The 19325-nt window shown below is 71.2% G+C and carries 16 protein-coding genes; 6 read left to right on the forward strand and 10 right to left on the reverse strand.

Going from position 1 to position 19325, the window contains the following annotated elements; genetic code table 11:
• On the forward strand, positions 1-787 hold a 787-nt coding region (locus FRCN3DRAFT_RS48440), incomplete at its 5' end, for a 2-oxo acid dehydrogenase subunit E2 (protein ID WP_007516919.1).
• Positions 788-901: 114 nt separating this feature from the next.
• On the opposite strand, the gene FRCN3DRAFT_RS48445 is transcribed toward FRCN3DRAFT_RS48440, so the two are convergent.
• The 8 genes from FRCN3DRAFT_RS48445 to FRCN3DRAFT_RS0238980 all read right to left on the reverse strand — a co-directional run bounded on the left by FRCN3DRAFT_RS48445 (position 902) and on the right by FRCN3DRAFT_RS0238980 (position 9628).
• Complete coding sequence (locus FRCN3DRAFT_RS48445; protein WP_007516917.1) at positions 902-1363, reverse strand: hypothetical protein; 462 nt, start codon at positions 1361-1363, stop codon at positions 902-904.
• Between the two features lie 7 nt (positions 1364-1370).
• Positions 1371-2138, reverse strand: a complete 768-nt coding sequence (locus tag FRCN3DRAFT_RS0238950) for a branched-chain amino acid ABC transporter ATP-binding protein (protein ID WP_007516915.1) — start codon at positions 2136-2138, stop codon at positions 1371-1373.
• On the reverse strand, positions 2135-2878 hold the full coding sequence (locus FRCN3DRAFT_RS0238955) for an ABC transporter ATP-binding protein (protein ID WP_007516914.1): 744 nt from the start codon (positions 2876-2878) through the stop codon (positions 2135-2137). Before FRCN3DRAFT_RS0238955 ends, FRCN3DRAFT_RS0238950 begins: the two co-directional genes overlap by 4 nt.
• Entirely contained in the window at positions 2865-5201 is a 2337-nt protein-coding gene (locus FRCN3DRAFT_RS0238960) for a branched-chain amino acid ABC transporter permease (RefSeq protein WP_007516912.1), read from the reverse strand. The genes FRCN3DRAFT_RS0238955 and FRCN3DRAFT_RS0238960 overlap by 14 nt, the downstream gene beginning before the upstream one ends.
• A 179-nt stretch (positions 5202-5380) precedes the next feature.
• Positions 5381-6688, reverse strand: a complete 1308-nt coding sequence (locus tag FRCN3DRAFT_RS0238965) for an ABC transporter substrate-binding protein (protein WP_232794392.1) — start codon at positions 6686-6688, stop codon at positions 5381-5383.
• Between the two features lie 545 nt (positions 6689-7233).
• Positions 7234-8190, reverse strand: coding sequence for a lipoyl synthase (gene lipA / locus FRCN3DRAFT_RS0238970; RefSeq protein ID WP_007516909.1), 957 nt, complete (start codon positions 8188-8190; stop codon positions 7234-7236).
• Positions 8187-8873 carry a lipoyl(octanoyl) transferase LipB gene (gene lipB, locus FRCN3DRAFT_RS0238975; RefSeq protein WP_027141335.1) on the reverse strand — a complete coding sequence of 229 codons (687 nt, stop codon included), beginning with the start codon at positions 8871-8873 and terminating at the stop codon, positions 8187-8189. The genes lipA and lipB overlap by 4 nt, the downstream gene beginning before the upstream one ends.
• A 32-nt stretch (positions 8874-8905) precedes the next feature.
• Positions 8906-9628: a Type 1 glutamine amidotransferase-like domain-containing protein gene (locus FRCN3DRAFT_RS0238980; protein WP_007516905.1), complete on the reverse strand. Its 723-nt coding sequence runs from the start codon at positions 9626-9628 to the stop codon at positions 8906-8908.
• A gap of 154 nt (positions 9629-9782) precedes the next feature.
• Here FRCN3DRAFT_RS0238980 and FRCN3DRAFT_RS0238985 point away from each other — a divergent pair, with 154 nt between their 5' ends.
• Entirely contained in the window at positions 9783-11807 is a 2025-nt protein-coding gene (locus FRCN3DRAFT_RS0238985; protein ID WP_007516903.1) for a hypothetical protein, read from the forward strand.
• Between the two features lie 988 nt (positions 11808-12795).
• Entirely contained in the window at positions 12796-14046 is a 1251-nt protein-coding gene (locus tag FRCN3DRAFT_RS0238990) for an RNA polymerase sigma factor (RefSeq protein WP_007516902.1), read from the forward strand.
• A 127-nt stretch (positions 14047-14173) separates the two neighbouring features.
• On the opposite strand, the gene FRCN3DRAFT_RS0238995 is transcribed toward FRCN3DRAFT_RS0238990, so the two are convergent.
• Positions 14174-15166: a TIGR01777 family oxidoreductase gene (locus FRCN3DRAFT_RS0238995; RefSeq protein ID WP_007516900.1), complete on the reverse strand. Its 993-nt coding sequence runs from the start codon at positions 15164-15166 to the stop codon at positions 14174-14176.
• Positions 15167-15685: 519 nt separating this feature from the next.
• Between FRCN3DRAFT_RS0238995 and FRCN3DRAFT_RS0239000 the strand changes: the two genes are divergently transcribed.
• Positions 15686-15925, forward strand: a complete 240-nt coding sequence (locus tag FRCN3DRAFT_RS0239000; protein WP_007516898.1) for a hypothetical protein — start codon at positions 15686-15688, stop codon at positions 15923-15925.
• Between the two features lie 180 nt (positions 15926-16105).
• On the forward strand, positions 16106-16879 hold the full coding sequence (locus FRCN3DRAFT_RS0239005; protein WP_007516896.1) for a DUF4191 domain-containing protein: 774 nt from the start codon (positions 16106-16108) through the stop codon (positions 16877-16879).
• A gap of 121 nt (positions 16880-17000) precedes the next feature.
• Here the strand turns inward: FRCN3DRAFT_RS0239005 and FRCN3DRAFT_RS0239010 are convergent, their stop codons facing one another.
• The gene (locus FRCN3DRAFT_RS0239010) at positions 17001-17471 is read right to left on the reverse strand and encodes an RDD family protein (protein ID WP_007516894.1); all 471 of its coding nucleotides are present in this window, start codon (positions 17469-17471) and stop codon (positions 17001-17003) included.
• A 181-nt stretch (positions 17472-17652) separates the two neighbouring features.
• On the opposite strand from FRCN3DRAFT_RS0239010, the gene glnA reads away from it, so the two are divergent.
• The gene (gene glnA, locus FRCN3DRAFT_RS0239015; RefSeq protein WP_007516892.1) at positions 17653-19077 is read left to right on the forward strand and encodes a type I glutamate--ammonia ligase; all 1425 of its coding nucleotides are present in this window, start codon (positions 17653-17655) and stop codon (positions 19075-19077) included.
• The last annotated feature ends 248 nt before the right edge of the window (positions 19078-19325 follow it).

The following is a 19325-nucleotide window of genomic DNA, read 5'->3' on the forward strand; positions in this document are numbered from 1 at the left end:
GGCTCCGGCCGCCACGGCGCCCGCCCCGGCCCGCCCGGCCGCCCCCGCGGCCCCGGTGCCGGCGCTGCGGGGCAAGACCGAGAAGCTGTCCCGGCTGCGCTCGGTCATCGCCCGCCGCATGGTGGAGTCGCTGCAGATCAGCGCCCAGCTGACCACGATCGTCGAGGTCGACGTCACGAAGATCGCCCGGCTGCGCGCGCAGGCGAAGGACGCGTTCCTCGCCCGCGAGGGCGTCAAGCTGTCGTTCCTGCCGTTCTTCGCGGTGGCCGCCTGCGAGGCGCTGCGCGCGCACCCAGTGCTCAACTCCAGCGTCGACACCGAGGCCGGCACGATCACCTACTACGACGTCGAGCACCTGGGCATCGCGGTGGACAGCGATCGCGGCCTGCTCGTGCCCGTGATCCACAATGCCGGTGACCTGAACCTCGCCGGGATGGCTCGCAAGATCGACGACCTGGCGAAGCGGACCCGGGCGAACCAGGTCTCTCCCGACGAGCTGGGCGGCGGCACCTTCACGCTGACCAACACCGGCAGCCGGGGCGCGCTGATCGACACGCCGATCATCAACCAGCCGCAGGTCGGCATCCTCGGCACCGGCGCCGTCGTCAAGCGCCCGGCCGTCATCGAGGACCCGAACCTCGGCGAGGTGATCGCCGTTCGCTCGACGGTGTACCTGTCGCTGACCTACGACCACCGGATCGTCGACGGCGCCGACGCCGCCCGCTTCCTCAACACGATCAAGGCCCGCCTGGAGGAGGGCGCCTTCGAGGGCGAGCTCGGCCACTAGCACCTCGCCAGACAGCCCGGGCCCTGCGCACCCTTCGGTGCGCAGGGCTCGCTGCTTCCTCCGCCGGAGGCACGCGGCTGGCGAACGTCTCGTGACCCGCCCGCGCCCCGCGCCTCAGCTGACGCTGGCGGCGACCGAGTCGCCGGAGGCCTTGTCCCGCCCGTCGGGCGGGACAGCGGTGACCGCGACCGGCGCCCCGGTGTCAGCCACCCCGGGCCCCGCCTCCGACCGGCGGGGCTGGAAGACGGCGACCACCTGGTCGATCTGGCTCTGCGACTCGTAGACCTGGCGCAGCAGCCAGAACCGCAGGAACCTCGCCAGCGAGGCGTAGAGGAACAGCGCCGCGCCGGCGCCGGCGACCGCGAGGAACGCGATGGCCAGGATGATGTCCGACTGGATGTCGCGGGGATCGTTCAGGTTGCGGGACGATGTGTACACCACGAGGTCGACGACGATGCCGACGACCATGAGGGCGATGCCGACGATCTGCAGGACGCCGTCCCGGCGACCGTCCCCGGTCCGCACCTTCAGCCTGGACACGTCGGCCTTGAACTGGTCGATCCGGCCTTGTTCCATCGTTGCCTCACGCTCCCAGGTACGAGGCGGGGAGAATTTCCTCCACCTCTGACGGTGCACCGACGTCGACGATCCGGCCATGGAGCATGAGGGCCACCTGGTCGGCGATGGGCAGAACGGTGCGGGCGAACTGCTCGACGATGAGAATCGACATGCCCTCCGCCGCCAGCCGGCCGACGATCTCGTAGAGCTCGCGGACGACCCGGGGGGCCAGCCCCATCGAGAGCTCGTCCAGCAGCAGGACCGCCGGGTTGGTCCCGAGCGCCCTGGTCAGCGCCAGCATCTGCTGCTGGCCGCCGGACAGCGTGCCGGCCAGCTGACCGCGGCGCTGGCCGAGAACCGGGAAACGGGCGTAGGCGACCTCCTCGAGGTCCGCCAGCGACGTGCCGGCCTGCGACATCATCCACAGATTCTCCCGGACCGTGAGGTTCGGGAAGATCCCGCGGCGCTCGGGGATCGTGCACACCCCGAGCCGCGCCAGCGCTTCGGCGGACGCTCCGGTGACGTCGCGGCCGGCGAGCCGCAGCTGTCCGCTCGCCGGCCGGAGCAGCCCGCAACAGACGCTCAGCGTGGTGGTCTTGCCAGCGCCGTTCGGCCCGAGCAGGGCGACCACGGAGCCGGCGGCCACCGCGAGGTCCACCCCGTGCAGGACCTCGATCGGGCCGTACCCGGCGCGGACCCCGGTCAGCTCCAGCAGCGGCGGCGCGCCACCCGCGCCCGCCCCGAGCCCGGCCCCCGCCGCCTCCGCCTCCGGCAGGACATCCGTCCCGCTCACGCGGCGTCCTCCTCGGCCGAACCCAGGTAGGCGTCGATGACGACCGGGTCGACGCGGACCACCTCCGGCGGCCCTGAGGCGATGACCTTCCCGTAGTCCAGCACGTAGATCATCGAACACACGTCCATCACCAGGCCGACGTCGTGCTCGACGAGGCAGATGGCGATGCCGTCCTCCTGGGCGAGCCGGCGCAGGAGACGCCCGAACGCGTCGGTCTCCTGCTCGGTCTGGCCGGAGGCGGGCTCGTCCAGCAGCAGCACCCCCGGCCCGGTCATCAGCGCGCGGCCGAGCTCGACCAGGCGCGCCTGGCCCGTGGGCAGCTCGGCCACGTCCCGGTCGGCGACGCTGGTCAGACCGACGAGGTCGAGGACCCGGCCGGTCTCCCTGTCGACGTCGATGCGCCCGCCGCGCCGCCACGTGTTGCGTATCTGGCCGGCGACCCGGACGTTGTCCCGGACGGACAGCGACACGAACGGTTCGAGGCGCTGGAAGGTGCGGGCGAGGCCGCGGTGCGCCCGCCTGTAGGGCGCCACGTCGGTCACGTCGGCGCCGTCGACGAGCACCCGCCCGTGGGTGGGGGCGAGCAGCCCGGTGACGACGTTGAACAGGGTGGTCTTGCCGGCTCCGTTCGGGCCGATGAGGCCGGTCACCCGGCCTGGCTCGACGGAGATCGAGACGTCGTCCAGGGCGATGTTGCCGCCGAACCGGACCGTGATGGCGTCCGTCTCAAGCAAGGCCATGACGGGCCTCCCCTACTGCTTCGGGCGAACGGGTGGGCTCGAGTCGCGCGGCCGGCACGGCCCGCACGACCGGCGTCCCGGGCAGCCCAAGGGTGCGGTCCAGCAGCGCGAGATGCTCGGGTGTGAAGGGGACGTCCACGCCGACGAGCTCCAGCGGCGCCTCGCCCGAACCGGCGGTGGACGGCCCGGCCACCCTGGCCCGCGCGGCGGGGACCAACCGGTCGGTCACCAGCGGCGTGATCCGTGGCCAGATCCCCCACAGCAGGACGCTCAGCGCGACGAGCCACCAGTTGCTGGTCGTGTCGGTGTACGCCAGCAGGTAGATGGCTGCCTGCAGCGCCAGCCCGGCGCCGAGCATGACGCGGGCACGTCTGAAGACCGCGAAGGTCTCGATGATGTCGTTGACGAAGCCGGTCGGACTGCGGGACAGGCTGATGCCGATCAGCGCCGGCAGCACGGTCGAGAACTGGCTCAGGAACGAGAACAGGTCGTGCAGGGAGCTGTGGTCCGTGCCGACCTTGTCGAACACGTTCTGCAGGGCCACGAAGCCGACGCCGGCAAGGAGGCCACCGGCGAGCGCCCCGCTGACGTATCCGATGCCCGCGACGACCACGGTCATGACCAGCCCGAGGCTGACGAAGATGGTGAACCGGTCGGGGTTGACGGATACCAGCGCCGACGACATCAGGGCGCCGCCAAGGCCCGCGATCGCGGCCGAGAGCATGAAGACCGAGAGCTTGAGGCGGACGGGGTTCTGCCCCAGCGTGGCGCAGGCCGCCGGGCTGTCCTTCAGCGCCACCAGGCGGTGCCCATAGCCGCTGCGCCGTAGCGCGACCATGAGCACGCCGAGCACCGCGAACAGGATGGTGACGACCATCAGGAACGTCCCGCCGTTGGCCAGGTCGATCACGCCCAGTCTCGGGCGCGGGACGTTGAGGGTCCCGTTCGGGAAGATCGAGAACTTGAGGTGCAGCAGCGGCAGCACTCGGGGGACCGTGTCCGCGACGACCATCGTCGAGACGAACACACCGAAGGCCATCGTGGCCAGGGCCAGGTAGAGCCCGCGCAGGCGCAGCGCTGGCAGCGCGACGAGCGCGCCGACCACCGTGCACACCACGGCCGCGAGCAGCAGGCCCCAGACCGTCATCCGGGTGTCCGGCCCGCTGCCGGTGATGCCGTAGTGATAAGCGATGATCGTTCCGATGGCGCCGAAGGACACCGGGGCCAGGTTGATCTCCCCCGCGTATCCGGTCAGCGGGACCAGCGACAGCGCGATGATCGCGAAGGTCATACCGGTGACCATCGTGTTGACGACGGTCGGAGCCATGATCGCCTTGAGAAGGAACATGCCGACGACCAGGACCACCGCCCAGATCAGGGCCATCCGCATGGTCGGGACCCGGAACCGTTCCCGTGCCCTGGTGATCGTCCCGCCGCGCAGCCGATCCTGCGGCAGCCAGAGGAGCACGACGAAGAGCAGGATCATCGGCAGCGAGATGCGGAAGTTCGACGTCCACGTCCATCGCTGGCTCGGGAAGTACGCCAGCACGTAGTTGTTCGCCAGACCCAGCACCACGGCGCCGAGGAAGGTCAGCGGCACGCTGCGCAGCCGGCCGAAGACGGCGGCGGCGAAGGCGTCGATGACCAGCAGGGTGAGCGCGTTCGGGTCGAGCGAGCCGCCCAGGATCGGTGTGATCAGGATGCCGGCGAGCGCCGCGAGCATGGCGCCAAGCGCCCAGGACATCGTCGCCAGGCGCTCCGGGCGGCCCCCGGTCAGCTGCAGCAGCGGCGGGTCGTCGACGACGGCGCGCATGCCGACGCCCGTGCGGGTCCGGTAGAAGAAGAAGCGCAGTCCCACCGCGATCATCACGGCCGCGGCGAGCGCGAGTAGCTCGTGGTAGGTGATGTGGCTGCCGGCGATGTCGACCTGGTGGGTGGGGCCGAAGAAGTAGTCGAACCGTCGAGGGACGGTCGGGTCCCAGATCCAGTTCGCCAGGGCGAGCGAGCCGACGGTCAGTGCGACCGTCACCGTGATCCTCGTGATCTCCGTCGTATCCCGCAGACCCCGCATGATCGACAGATGGAGCAACGCGCCAAGTGCCGGCGCGAACACGCCAAGGACGGCGACGAGCGCCAGCGGGGCCGGCCAGTTCCAGCCGAACCGGACCTGCCAGTAGACAAATGCCGACAGCATCGCGATCGAGCCGTGACCGAAGTTGAAGATGCCGGACGTGGTGCATGTCAGGACCAGGCCCGAGGCGGCGATTCCATAGATACCGCCCAGCACCAGGCCGAGGATCGTGTACTGCAGAAACTGGTCCACTCCTGAACCAACCCGTCTCGAGTGACCGTTTTTTGTCGACTGGCCCACCGCCCGCGGGGCAGGGCGGGCGGGGACCACTCGGGGACAGCCGCCGCGGACGCAGCCATGGCCAGAGGGGGGCGCGAAGATGGCCAGGCCTTGCGCCCCCGGAGGCCCTCAGACAGCCCTCAGGTCTGCGGCTAGCTCTGCGGCTTGATGGCCTTGTCGGTCAGGTAGTTCAGGGCGATCCGGTCGGAGTTGAGCTTCACGGTCACGAAGTCGGCCGGCAGTTTCACGGTGTAGCTCGGGGAGCAGTCGAAGGTCCCGGTCTTCTGCGGGTACACCTGGACGTACTTCGTGCCCTGCAGCCGCAGCAGCATGCCGCAGGTCGGGCCATGGTTCCCGCCCGGGTCGGTCGCCGCGTGCATGCCACCGCCGGTCCAGTCGTGGATCTTCGAGAGCTCGTTGACCATGCACTGCCTGGTGAGCGTCGACCCGCACTTCTTCGCCGCGGTCGCCCACAGCAGGAAGGACGAGGTCGCCTGCATCCCCAGCTGGCTGACGTCACCGCCGTCAGCCCTGACGACGTCGATGTACTTCTTGACCGCCGGGAACTGGTCGGCCTGCTCCATCGGGATGTAGGCCGTACGGACGAAGACGTTGTCGGCCAGGCCGTTGGAGTTGAAGTCGGCGAAACCCTTGACGTAGTTGTTGGTCTCGGTGATCCAGAGCGGGTGGAAACCGACCTGGTTGGCGGCCTGCAGGGCGTTGTACAGCTGCGGTCCGGCGGAAAGGTTGAACCAGACGACCTCCGCCCCGCAGTCCTTCAGCTTCTGCATGAACGGCTTGTAGTCCGGCTCGCCGAAGTAGTTGACCGTCTGCGTGCAGGGCAGCCAGTTCCAGCCGAACTGCTGGGCGGTCACGACCCCACGCCTGTTCGAGTAGTTCTCGGTCGCGAGCGTCGTGGTGTACTGGGCAGCCTTCCGGACCTTGTCCGGGTAGAGCTTGGCGAACTGGGAGAAGAACGCCCCGACCGTCTCGTCGGCCGGGTTCGGCACGGCCTCGAACTGCATGGGACCGTTGGCGAACTCCGGGCTCACCGAGTAGGTCTCGACCGACACGAGGTTGCAGTTGACCCGGGTCTGCTCACCAGTGGAGTCGAGCGCCCACCCCTGGCCGACGAGCATGAACGCCGAGGCGCACGCCTCGGTCATCACGTTGTTGGTCTCGGTGATCTTGGCGTCGTAGAACTTGCCCACGATCTCGCGGCCGTTGATCCCGCCCTGCTCGTTGCACCAGCCGATCATCGCCTTGACGGCGTCACCGACCTCGTGGGACAGGCCGGGGCTGCCGGTGAAGCCACGGTCGTCGCCGTAGGCGATGTTGATGGCGGTGTCGGTGACACCCTGGTCCGTCGCGCCCTTCGCGGCTCCCGGACCGCACGGGCTCGGCAGGTCGCCGAAGGTCTGGGACGCCGGCGCGGCGCTGCCCGAGGCGGCGGCGGACACGCCGCCGCTCCCCTCGGGATTCGCGCCGCGGTTGCCTGAGGCGCAGGCAGCGGCCAGGACGGCCGACACGACCAAGACGCCGAGACATCGCAAGCGGGGTAATCGGGACGATCTCTCCATGGCACGTCCTTCACGAGGGGAACACCGTTACGCCACGCGGCCGACCCTCGCGGACAACCCAACGATGCCGAGGTGGCGGCCCCACCGGAGCCCACGTCGCCTGCCCCGGTGGACGGGAACCGTACCCATGGCAAATCTGATGGTCAATCAGGAACCGCACCGACACGTGGACCGCGGACCCGGCTCGTCAACGCGCAAACTCCGCACGAAACCCGATATTGATCATCTGACACACCGTCAGGTATGGTCCGCGCCCTCGCCCTCGCCCGGCAACTCCCGACTCCGGCAGCCGTCGGGGACCTGGTGTGCTCGTCGGGGTCAGGGCTCCGACGAGCCCACCAGGTCACGACCCGAGCCGCGGTCCTGGGGAGATCTTCAGTAGCGGCTGGCCGGTCGGCGGTGGGCCGTCCCGGCCGGCGTCCGGATCAGGAGGTGGGGGCCATCGTGGCCGGGGACTGGCCACGGGCCGCTATCGCCTGCTGGTAGAGGCGGCCGGCGCGGTAGGACGACCGGACGAGCGGGCCGGCGAGCACCCCGGCGAAGCCCATCTGTTCGCCGCGCTCCGCCCATGCCACGAACTCCTCCGGCCTGACCCAGCGCTCCACCGGGTGGTGACGCGGAGTGGGCCGCAGGTACTGGGTGACGGTCAGCAGGTCGCAGCCGGCGGCGACCAGGTCGGCCATCGCCGTCTCGACCTCGTCGTCGGTCTCGCCAAGCCCGAGGATCAGGTTCGACTTCGTCACCAGCCCCGCCGCGCGGGCGGCGGTGATGACCTCCAGCGAGCGCTCGTAGCGGAACGCCGGGCGGATCCGCTTGAAGATCCGGGGAACGGTCTCGACGTTGTGCGCCAGCACCTCGGGGGCGGCGCCGAACACCTCGGCCAGTTGCTCGGGACGGCCGCCGAAGTCGGGGATGAGCACCTCGACCCCGGTACCGGGCGACATCTCGTGCACGGCGCGGACCGTCTCCGCGTACAGCCAGGAGCCGCCGTCGGGCAGATCGTCGCGGGCGACACCGGTGATGGTCGCGTAGCGCAGGCCCATCGTGCGCACCGACTCGGCCACCCGGCGCGGCTCGTCCCGGTCGAGCGGGGTGGGCCGGCCGGAGTCGATCTGGCAGAAGTCGCACCGGCGGGTGCACACATCCCCGCCGATGAGGAACGTCGCCTCCCGGTCCTCCCAGCACTCGTAGATGTTGGGGCAGCCGGCCTCCTCGCACACCGTGTGCAGGCCTTCGGCACGGACCAGGTTCTTGATGTCGCTGTACTCCGGGCCGGTGCGCAGCCGGGTGCGGATCCACGGCGGCTTGCGCTCGATCGGCGTCGCCGCGTTGCGCGCCTCCAGCCGCAGCAGCGGACGCCCCTCCGGCGCGACCGCACTCATGCGGACACCCCCGCCGGGGACTCGCTCGCCACCAGGACCGCGCCGTCCCCTTCGGAAGGGCGGCCGCCGGTGAGGAAATGACCGAGGTGGTGGAGCACGTGCCGCTCGACGACCGGCCGGGCCTCGGCGACCGTGACGGTCCGGCCCAGCTCCGCGGTGAGGCTGCCCGCGCTCGCGTCGGTGATCCCGCAGGCGACGATCCGGTCGAAGACACGCAGGTCGGGGCAGCAGTTCAGTGCGATGCCGTGGTACGTCACGCCCTTGCGGACCCGGATGCCGATGGCGCCGAGCTTTCGCTGGTCGTCCATCGTCCAGACGCCCGAGCGCCCCTCGACCCGGTGGGTCGGCACGCCGAACTCGGCGCACACGGCGATCATCGCGTCCTCCAGAGCCCTGACGTAGGCGACCACGTCGAGCGGCCGGGGCAGCGCTACGATCGGGTAGCCGACCAGCTGGCCTGGCCCGTGCCAGGTGATCTTGCCGCCGCGATCGACGTCGACGACCTCGGTGTCGTCCTCGGGACGCTCCCAGGCCTCGGTGCGCCGGCCGGCGGTGTAGACGTCCGGATGCTCCAGCAGGATCAGCGTGTCCGGCGCGTCCCCCGCGGCCCGTCTCGCCGCCAGGTCACGCTGCAGATCCCACGCCTCGACATACGGCACAACGGACAACCGCACGACATCCACCCGTCCGAGCCTACGCCGGCCGCGGCACTCGCTCAGTCAGACAGCAGCCGGGGTTCGACGGCCGTCTCGACGACCGCGCCGTCCTCGCCGAGCTGGACCCGCCAGGCCTTCGCGTTCGGCCGGTCGGCGACCGCCTCGACCAGCTCGATGCCGCGGAAATGCAGGCCGACCCCGTCGTCGGTGGCCCAGCCTGCGGGCAGCACGCCGTCGCCGACGAGCTTCTGGTAGAGCGGGCGGCGGGCGGCCTCGGAGTCGTAGTGCGGGGTGTTGCTGAACGGCAGCAGCGCGAGGCCGTTCGTCACCGGCCGCAGGTCGGGGCCGAAGGAGTCGGTAGTGCCGCCGACGTGCCAGCACAGCGAGCCGGCGGACACCCCGGCGAGCACCACCCCGGCCCGCCACGCCTCGGCGAGGATCTCCGGCAGCCCGTGCGTGCGCCATACCGCGAGCAGGTTCGCGACGCTTCCGCCGCCGACCCAGATGACGTCCTGACCGAGCAGGTGCGCGCGGACGTCGTCCACATTCGGCATCGGGAACAGCGCCAAGTGGCTGGCCCGCACGTCCGGTCGGTCGCGCGACATCGCCGCGTACCAGCGGGCATAGGCCGCCGAGTCGTCGCCGAGCGCGGTCTCCAGCAGGCACACCCGGGGCCGGTCGCCGGCGTCCGACAGCGCGATCGCGTGCTGGATCAGCGGGCCGATCCGGGCCCCGTAGCGGCCGTCCGGGCGGTAGCCGCCGCTCGTCGCGAGGATGTTCACCGCTGCGCTCCAGTCTGAGGACGGGTCCTGGGGGCGGGTCCGGCCCTCGCACCAACCTATCCGCGGGGTCCCGTGAATCCTCGCGCCAAGAAGTTATCCACAACTTGCGCAGAACCCAGGACACCGCCTTCCCAATCGGCCAGCGTCGCCGTTTGTGACGTCGACGCACGGTTATGGGACGGACCCTCCCCCGCCCGGCGGCCCGGACGAGCTGGGGCCGCCGCGCGAGGTCGAGACGCCCGCGCCGCCGGCGGTGCCCGGAGTGACGCTCGGCGGATGGCCGGGTGACGCGGGTGTGGGCGAGGTCTGGGCCGCGATGCTCGACGACGACGCCACGCCGTGTGTGGTGCGGCTGGTCCGGCTGCCGGCCGACCCGGTCCGGCGCGGCCAGGCTGCCACTGCCGGGCAGCGGCTCACCCAGCTGCGCCATCCCCACCTGGTGCCGGTGCTCGCGGTGGAGGAGGTCGACGACGGGCTCGCGGTGGTGACGGCCCAGGTGCCCGAGGCGGTGAGCCTGCGCAGGTTGCTCGGCGCGCGGGGACGGCTGGATCCTGGCGAGGTCGTCACGGTCGGTCTGCCGGCCGCGCAGGCGCTGGCGGCCGCGCATGCCGCCGGCCTCGCGCACGGCACGCTCACGCCGGCCGACATCCTGCTGGAGCCGAACGGCCGGCCCCAGCTCGCCGGGATCGGCGTCGCGGCGCTGCGCGCCCTCGCGGCCGGCGGGCCGGCGCCGACGACGGCGGCCGACGTGTTCGACCTCGCCGACCTGCTGCTCGACACGATGGCGCGGGCGACCGGCCCGGACGCCGCCGCGGTCGCGGTCGCCGTGGCGACCGCCCTGGTACCGGACCCGACCAGGCGGCCCACAGCGGCGGAGCTGGCCTCGGCGCTCGCGCACAGCGCCCGCCCCGCCCCCGTCCAGATGATCACTCCGCCACCGCCGGTACCGCCGCCCGGCGAGGAGCTGCCGGCCTCGGACGGCGCCGACATCCTGGCCACGGGCGACGACCGGGCCTCGGCCACCGGGCCCGAGACGACCGGCCCGGCCCCAGGCCCGGCACGCACCGCACCTGGCGAGGACGACGACGAGGACGAGGAGGACGACGGGTACGACCTGTACGACGCCGGCGCCGCCCGCGAGACGCGCGCCGGCGGCGCCCGTGCGGACGATGACCATGACGACGATGACCATGACGATGGTGGCTACGCCGACGGCGGCTATGACGACAGTGGCTATGACGACGACGTCGTCGACGCCGTCTTCGTCGACACACCCGTCGTGGACGACCTGCCCGTCGCAGACGTCGGGCCGAGGGCGGGCAGCACGGTCGTCGAGGGGGCCGTCGTCGACCCGGAGGTCGACGTCCTGCCGATGCTGCCCCGGCCGGAACCACCAGACCTCCGCCGCCCCGGACCTCCCGCGGCGGGGCACCAGGACGTCCGGCCGGGCGCTCGGATGGGGGGCGCCCGGCCGGACGGACGCGCCAGCACCACGCCGGGCCGGGCCGGGCGGGGGCCCGGAAGCGGCAGGGGGCGCGCCCACACCGCACGGCTGGGCAGCCGGGAGGCGCGCGGGCGTGGGCGGATGTCCCGCCCGTTGCTCGTGCTCACGGGGATCGTCGGCCTCATCGCGGTCGCCGTCGCCGCGGTGCTGCTGAGCACCGCGGGCGGTGACACGCACGACGAGGTGGGTGCCCCGGTTCCCGGGACGGCTACTCCCCGAGCTGGAGTCTCGGCCAGCGGGAGCACGCCCAGGCCGTCGGCGGCCACGCCCGCGACGGCGAGCCAGCCACCGGAGAAGGCCTGGGAGACGGTGCTCGCCGGCCTGGACGCGGCCAGGGGCCGCGCGTTCGAGCAGGTCGACGAATCCGCGCTGGCGAACGTCTACGAGGCCGGCAGCGCCATCTACGCCGCCGATCTTGCCCTGCTGCGGCAGGTCGCCAGCGGGGGCGGGCATGTCTCCGGGCTGTCGCTGCGTGTCCGGGACCTGCAGATCCGGGAACAGACCCAGGACCGGGTGGTGCTACGAGTCACCGAGCAACAGGGCGCCTACGAGATCCTGGACGCGAGCGGCAAGGTGCTCGTGAACAAGGAGCAGGCCGCCCCCGAGCGCCGTGACGTCACCCTGGTCCGCACCGCGGGAGGCTGGCGCATCTCCCAGCGGGTGGCCGCCTCCTGACGACCAGCGCGACAACCGGCGCGGGCCGGTAGGCGTCTTTCACCGCGGCGGGGTGTCCGCGGGGCCATGGGCGCGGAACGTCGACCATCTCGGAGTGGTTCGAGAGGTTCGAGAGGTTCGCGACCAGGCGCCGAGCTGCCGAGTGCCGGGTGTTCCGGTGCGCCACACCCCGATCAGCCGGTCGATAGGGAAGATGGCGGTTGTGGTGGTGGAGCCGAGATCGTGCGACCATGGCTGCGCTCCCGTAACGATCACGCCGCCGTCGGGGTTTGGCCTGGCCGGCCCTGGTGACGCCGGGAGGCGAGGAGATGGGCGCTATGGGCGAGTCCGGCCAGGTAGGGCGGGGGGTCCTTGTGCTGTCGACTCCGCGTGCCGCCCGGCCGCCCGCCGTCCAGGTGCGAAAGTATGCCGGTCAGCCATGCCGACCCGCGCGGATCGGAGCGAGCCGAAGCGTGACATCCGGGAACCCGGGCTGTTCCGCCCGCCGCCGGGAGTTCCATGGGACCAACTCATGGTCAGCGGCCCCACCCGGCCGTTTACCAGGCATAGTTGGTCGGACACCGAGCATGAGACCGGGCGAACGCCTCCCTGGCCGATCCGCGCCGCGCATCGGCGGGAACCCCACCACCAGGCGTTCGCAGGTCGCTCCCCAACGACGGAGCCGAGAGGGAACCACCTCGTCGAACCGGGCTGGCGCCTCGCTACCCACATACCGCGAGTTGTGTCGTATCCTTGGGGGCGAAACTTGGCCACTATACTACATCACCGTAGTTCGGTCAATACATTGGATGCCTAGCAGCGGTGAGCCCGACAACAGTCCGGCGCGACGAAGCGACCGGATCGGGCGGGGCCGACCGGCCAGAGGAGGTGCGATCTTGAAAATCGAGCGCGCATCTCCCGGTCTCGGTCGCTCTGGCGATTACTGTAGGTCGGTCGATCACGCCAGATCGGTCCATCATCGTCATTCCGGCAACAGGATTCGGGAGGGGTGGCGTTGACACAGCCCGCGACTCAGCCTGTCACGCAGTCTTCGGGGCAGCCGTCAGCGCAGGAGCCCGGCGCCGAGGGCGCGGGGCAGCCGGCGGCGCAGGCCCCTCGGCAGGCCACGAAAGGCCCGTCACGCCGGCCGGCCGCCCCAGGCGGCGCGTCTCGTCGCAAGGCCGACGCCGACAAGACGCCGGCGCCGGCCGAGGCGACACCGGCCCCGCGCGCGGCGGGCGGTGATGACGAGGACGAGGAGGACGCCGAGTTCGACGCGTCCGCCGAGGCCGAGGAGCCCGACGAGCAGGAGGCCAGCAAGATGCCGGCCGCGGCGTCGGCCGCCGACCGGATGTCGCACGACAGTGTCCGCCAGTACCTCTCCCAGATCGGCCGAGTCCGGCTGCTGACGGCCGAGGAGGAGGTCGACCTCGCCAAGCGGGTCGAGGCCGGCCTGTTCGCCGCCGAGAAGCTCGCTGCCGACACCGGCCTGGCAGTCCGGCTGCGCGCGGACCTGACCTGGGTCGAGCGGGACGGCGAGGTCGCCAAGAGCCGGCTGGTCGAGGCGAACCTGCGGCTGGTGGTCTCCATCGCCCGCCGCTACGTCGGCCGGGGGATGTTGTTCCTGGATCTGATCCAGGAGGGGAACCTGGGTCTGATCCGGGCGGTCGAGAAGTTCGACTACACCAAGGGTTACAAGTTCTCGACGTATGCGACGTGGTGGATCCGGCAGGCGATCACCCGGGCGATCGCGGATCAGGCGCGGACGATCCGGATCCCGGTCCACATGGTCGAGACGATCAACAAGCTGATCCGGATCCAGCGACAGCTCCTGCAGGACCTGGGCCGTGAGCCCACCCCGGAGGAGATCGCCAAGGAGATGGACCTGACCCCGGACAAGGTCCGGGAGATCCAGAAGGTCGCCCAGGAGCCCATCTCGCTGGAGACGCCGATCGGTGAGGAGGAGGACTCCCACCTCGGTGACTTCATCGAGGACTCCGACGCGGTCGTGCCGGTGGATGCGGCGAGTTTCCTGTTGTTGCAGGAGCAGCTGGATTCGGTGTTGCACACGTTGTCGGATCGGGAGAAGAAGGTCATCCAGCTGCGGTTCGGGTTGACGGATGGGCATCCTCGGACGTTGGAGGAGGTCGGTCGGGAGTTCGGGGTGACGCGGGAGCGGATCCGGCAGATCGAGTCGAAGACGCTCTCGAAGCTGCGGCATCCGTCGCGTTCCCAGAAGCTGCGCGACTACCTCGAATAGACCGGGCACCGCGGTGGGGCGCGAGGCGCCCCACCGCGAGGCGCCCCACCGCGAGGCGCCCCACCGCGAGGCGCCATCGTCGGGCGCCTCCCTCGCGGGGCGGTTCCACGAATCCCTCGGGACGGTTCTACGAACGCTGGTCGGTCAGGGTGGCGCGCAGTGCGCCGGCCAGGTCGGGGTACTGGAAGTGGAAGCCCGCGTCCAGCAGCACTCGTGGGACCACCCGCTGGGAGGCGAGCACACCTTCGTCGGTGAAGCCGCCGACGACGGCACGCAGCGCGAACCTGGGCACGGGCAGCAACGCCGGGCGGTGCAGCACCCCGCCTAGCGTCCGGGCGAACTCCGCCCCTGTCACCGGATTCGGCGAGACCAGGTTCACCGGCCCCGCGACCCTCGAGGCCGCCTCCTGCCGGGGTTCGCCGGGAGCCGACCCATCGGCGGCGAGCAGGAAACGGACGGCGGCCACCCAGTCGTCGATGCCGATCCAGGCCAGCCACTGCCGGCCGGACCCGAGACGCCCGCCAAGCCCCACCCGGAACAGTGGCAGCTGGCGGGCGAGCACCCCGCCCTGGCGGGCGAAGACGGGGCCGGTGCGCAGCAGGCACACCCGCAGGCCGGCGTCGACGGCGGCCACCGTCGCCTCCTCCCAGGCACGCACGACGTCCGCGAGGAAGCCACCGCCCGCCGGCGCCGTCTCGTCGACCTCGTCGTCGGCGGCTGTCCCGTACCAGCCGACACCGCTCGCGGACAGCAGGACAGCCGGCGACCGCGATCCCGATCCAGATCCCGCGGAGCCGGCCGGCGAGGTGTTGGCGCCCGCGCTCGCGGCGAGGGCGCCGGCCAGCAGCCGGGTGCCCTGGACCCGGCTGTCGAGGATGGCGCGGCGGTAGTCCGCCGTCCACCGGTGGTCGCCGACGCCGGCCCCCGCGAGGTGCACAGCCGCGTCGACGCCGACGAGGGCGGCGTCGTCGAGCTCGCCGCGCGCCGGGTCCCAGCGGAACTCGCCGGGGCCTCGCGGCTCGCGCCGCACGAGTGTCGCCACGTCGTGGCCGTCCGCCCGCAGCGCGGGCACCAGTTCCGAACCCAGCAGCCCGGACGCCCCGGTGACGATGATCCTCACTCGTCCATCCTGTCGCACCGGCGGGCCCGGCCGCATCCGGTCACCTGCCGACTCACCCGGCGGGCGGCGAGCCACCACGCCGTCGTGGCCGGCAGGGCCGGCAGGGCCGACCCGAGGGTGCCAAACCCGGAAATCTCACTCGACTCACCCGGGTACCAACTGGTTGTGCATCGATAGTTCTTTTTGTGCGCTAGAACACGCACTCCCGTAAGCAGCTGCGACTGGTGACCAGACAGGCACGGGACTAGGCTTCGGCGTAGCGTCACCTGGCGGTCACCACCGCGAGTCACGCGCTGACATGAGTACGCGCCAATGGGAGTGCTCGCCGCCGCATGGGCTGGCAACGCCCACGACCACCATCCACCTCCGTTCCCGGTAGCCCGTTCCCCCACACCGGCAAGCCCGCCACCCGTGCCAGGCCCCGCGCGGCGCCGACGGAGTGCCGGCGGGACGGCGCCGTCGGTGGGACGACGAGCGTGGGTGGGAGAACCACCACCGTGTCGGGAGGTCAGACCCGCTGTGTTCCGCTCGTTGCTGTCGACCCTGGAAGAACTGACCCTGCTGGTGCTGCCGCACGGCGGTCAGCGCACCGCCCGGCGCAACGCCTGGCGCGCGGCCACCGACCTGCACGTCACCTCCGGCTACCGGTGGGCCGAGGGCGGCGGGCCCGGTTCCCCGGCCGGCTCGGTCGCCGCCGCGCCGGCACGGCCCTCGTTCGCCGCGGCCAGGCCGCGGCGCCCCGCCGCCGCCCACCGCTGATCCGGCTCGTCGGGCGCTCCCGGAGACCCGACAGCCCGGCCCGCTGCAAGGCCAGGCGAGGCGCCGGAACCCGGAGAAACACGGGCCCAGCCAGCCGCCACCCCACCGTCGTCCTCCTCACGAGGCGTCATCGCGGCGGTCATGGCCGCGCCCCGCGCCACAGGCCGTAGGCTCGCGGGCATGGCACTGAGGAAGAAGCCGGCGGCAGCCGCGGCCACACCGGCTACGCCCCCGGCACGCGGCACGAAGGGCCCGGCGAAGCCGGGTGGCGCCGCGCGTACGCAGGAGGCCGACACACCCAGTCGGCTCGCCCAGATCCGTCTCGTCTTCAAGGTCACGCGGCAGCGCGACCCGAAAGTCGTCTGGATCATGCTGCTCGGCTTCGTGGTGCCGCTGGCGGTGCTCCTCGTGCTGGGCCTCTTCATCGGGCCGATCTGGCTGTGGACACCCCTCGGTGTTCTGCTGGGTCTCCTCGTCGCGGTCAACCTGTTCAGCCGCCGGGTACAGCGCAGCGCCTACGCGGAGCTCGAGGGCAAGCCAGGCGCCGCCGCCGGCATCATCGAGCGGATGAGGGGCGACTGGCGGCTCACCCCGGCCGTCCAGGTGAACAGGAACCAGGATGTCGTGCACCGCGTCGTCGGCCGGGCGGGCATCGTGATCATCGCGGAGGGGCGGGGCCGAGGCGCCCGCGACCTGCTCGCCACCGAGGTGCGCCGGATCCGCCGGGTCGCCGGCGATGTGCCAATCACCGACGTGATCGTCGGCAACGGCGAGGGCGAGGTCCCGCTGGCCAAGCTGCAGCCGACCCTGATGCGGCTGCGGCGCACGCTGCGCCGCCGCGATGTCGACCAGCTCGACCGGCGGCTGAAGGCCGTCGCGGGCACCGGTCCGTCGCTGCCGATCCCGAAGGGTCCGGTCCCCCGCAACATTCCCCGCAGCGGCCGCCCGCGCTAAACCGGCGCGCCTGGGGCGGAGAGACCCAGCGGGCTACCGCCTCCCGCTCCAGAGCTGAGCCTGCGGCCCTTGGGGCGCAGGTCCCAGCGGACTTCTCCCGCTCCATGCGGCGCGGCGCGACCTAGGCGCGGCGCGCCGCCCTTACGGGGGCGGTGCCCGCGGCGCGGTCATGCAGGCCGCGCAGGTCACGGTCGACGAGGAACACCGGGATCAGCAGGGCGAGCAGCAGCGTCCGCACGAGGACGAGCGGGAAGCGCGCCCGCCCGCCGCCGGGAACCTTCACCACGCCGAAGCCGAACAGCCGCATGCCGACGGTCTGGCCGGTGAGGCTCACCAGCACGAGCTCCTCGAGCAGGAAGATCGCGAGCACGACCAGGCCGCGCGTCGAGGCGCCATAGGTCGCGCCGAAGAGCACAGGCACGCCGGCGAGCAGGTTGGCCAGCACCGCGTCGACGATGTAGCCACCGAACCGGGCGCCGTAACTGGCCAGCGAACCGGGGCCGTCGGCCGGCAGGCCCAGCCGATCCCCGGGGGTGCCGTCTGTGGGCGGCAGGCCTGGGCCTTCCAGCCAGCGTCCGATCTCACGTCGCACCGCGCAAGCTTATGCGCAACGGGCTCACGCCCAAGTCTGGTTACAGAAAGTGACGAAGACGGGCCCGGCAACCGGATCGAAACACATCCGCCATGCCCGCTTCACACCGTGGGGTTACGCACCGCGTCCGGACATGGGTATCCTTGCGGGCCAGGTAGTATGCCGCGCGGGTGGAGGATGAATGTTCGCGAACGCCGACGAAGTGCTCCGCTACATCCGGGACGAAGGCGTCGAGTTCATCGACGTGCGTTTCTGTGACCTACCGGGGATCATGCAGCACTTCACGATTCCGACGGAAGTCTTCACGGAGTCGGTCTTCACCGATGGCCTCATGTTCGACGGTTCATCCATCCGCGGTTTCCAGGCCATCCACGAGTCGGACATGCTGCTGCTTCCGGACCCGCGGACCGCGTTCCAGGACCCTTTTCGGGAACACTCCACGCTCGCGATGACGTTTTTCATCCACGACCCCATCACCAAGGAAGAGTACTCCCGCGACCCGCGCAATGTGGCGCGTAAGGCGGAGGCATACCTGCGCGGTTCAGGGATCGCGGACACGGCGTTCTTCGGGCCAGAGGCCGAGTTCTACATCTTCGACGACATCCGGTACGAGTACACCCCGTACGGATCGATGCACAAGGTCGACTCGGTCGAGGCCGCGTGGAACAGCGCGCGCAAGGAGGAGGGCGGCAACCTCGGCTACAAGCCGAGATTCAAGGGCGGCTACTTCCCCGTGCCGCCGACCGACCACTTCACCGATCTTCGCTCGGAGATGGTCAAGACGCTGATCAAGGTCGGCATCACCGTCGAGATGCAGCACCACGAGGTCGGCACCGCCGGCCAGGCGGAGATCGACTTCCGCTTCGACACGCTGCTGAAGACCGCCGACAACCTGATGCTCTACAAGTACGTGATCAAGAACGTCGCCCGCGACCGAGGCCGCACCGTCACGTTCATGCCCAAGCCGCTCTTCCAGGACAACGGCTCCGGCATGCACTGCCACCAGAGCCTCTGGAAGGACGACAGCCCGCTGTTCTACAGCGCCGAGGGCTACGGCGGGCTGTCCGAGACCGCTCGGCACTACATCGGCGGGCTGCTGCACCACGCCCCTGCGCTGCTGGCGTTCACCAACCCGACGACGAACTCCTACCGGCGGCTGGTGCCCGGCTACGAGGCGCCGGTCAACCTCGTCTACTCGGCCCGCAACCGGTCGGCCTGCTGCCGGATCCCGCTGACCGGCGACTCGCCGAAGGCCAAGCGGGTCGAGTTCCGCGTGCCCGACCCGAGCTGCAACCCGTACCTGGCGTTCTCGGCGATGCTGATGGCCGGGATCGACGGCATCAAGAACAAGATCGAGCCGCCGGACCCGATCGACAAGGACCTCTACGAGCTGCCGCCGGACGAGCTCGCGGCCGTCCCCCAGGTGCCCGGGTCGCTGGAGGCCGTGCTCGACCACCTCGAGGCCGACAACGAGTTCCTCACCGCGGGGGACGTGTTCACTCCGGACCTCATCGAGACCTGGCTGGACTACAAGCGCACCCATGAGGTGGACGCCATCCGCCTGCGTCCCCATCCCTTCGAGTTCGACCTCTACTACGACATCTGAGGCACTACGACATCTGAGGCCGGCTTGTGGCGAGGCGCCCGGCGCCTCGCCACGACCCCGCCCTCGAGTGTGAAGGCGCGCGGCGCGGGCTGGCCGCGATCGGCGAACCAGCGGGCGCGACGCCGCCGTTCCCCCGCGTACGGCCGTCCTGCCGCGCACGGAACGACGAAACCTGCCCGAAAACCGGCCTTTCGAAATGGGCGCCGCGGCGCTGGAGACAGTCAACCGAGCGGCCACGCCTGGTCCTC

This window comes from Pseudofrankia saprophytica (assembly GCF_000235425.2).
Taxonomy (GTDB): Bacteria; Actinomycetota; Actinomycetes; order Frankiales; family Frankiaceae; genus Pseudofrankia; species Pseudofrankia saprophytica.

Coding starts and splice junctions, on each gene's coding strand:
- FRCN3DRAFT_RS48445 (WP_007516917.1), bottom strand. CDS start 1,363: ATGGAACAAGGCCGGATCGACCAGTTCAAGGCCGACGTGTCCAGGCTG.
- FRCN3DRAFT_RS0238955 (WP_007516914.1), bottom strand. CDS start 2,878: ATGGCCTTGCTTGAGACGGACGCCATCACGGTCCGGTTCGGCGGCAAC.
- lipA (WP_007516909.1), bottom strand. CDS start 8,190: ATGAGTGCGGTCGCGCCGGAGGGGCGTCCGCTGCTGCGGCTGGAGGCG.
- FRCN3DRAFT_RS0239005 (WP_007516896.1), top strand. CDS start 16,106: ATGGCACTGAGGAAGAAGCCGGCGGCAGCCGCGGCCACACCGGCTACG.
- glnA (WP_007516892.1), top strand. CDS start 17,653: ATGTTCGCGAACGCCGACGAAGTGCTCCGCTACATCCGGGACGAAGGC.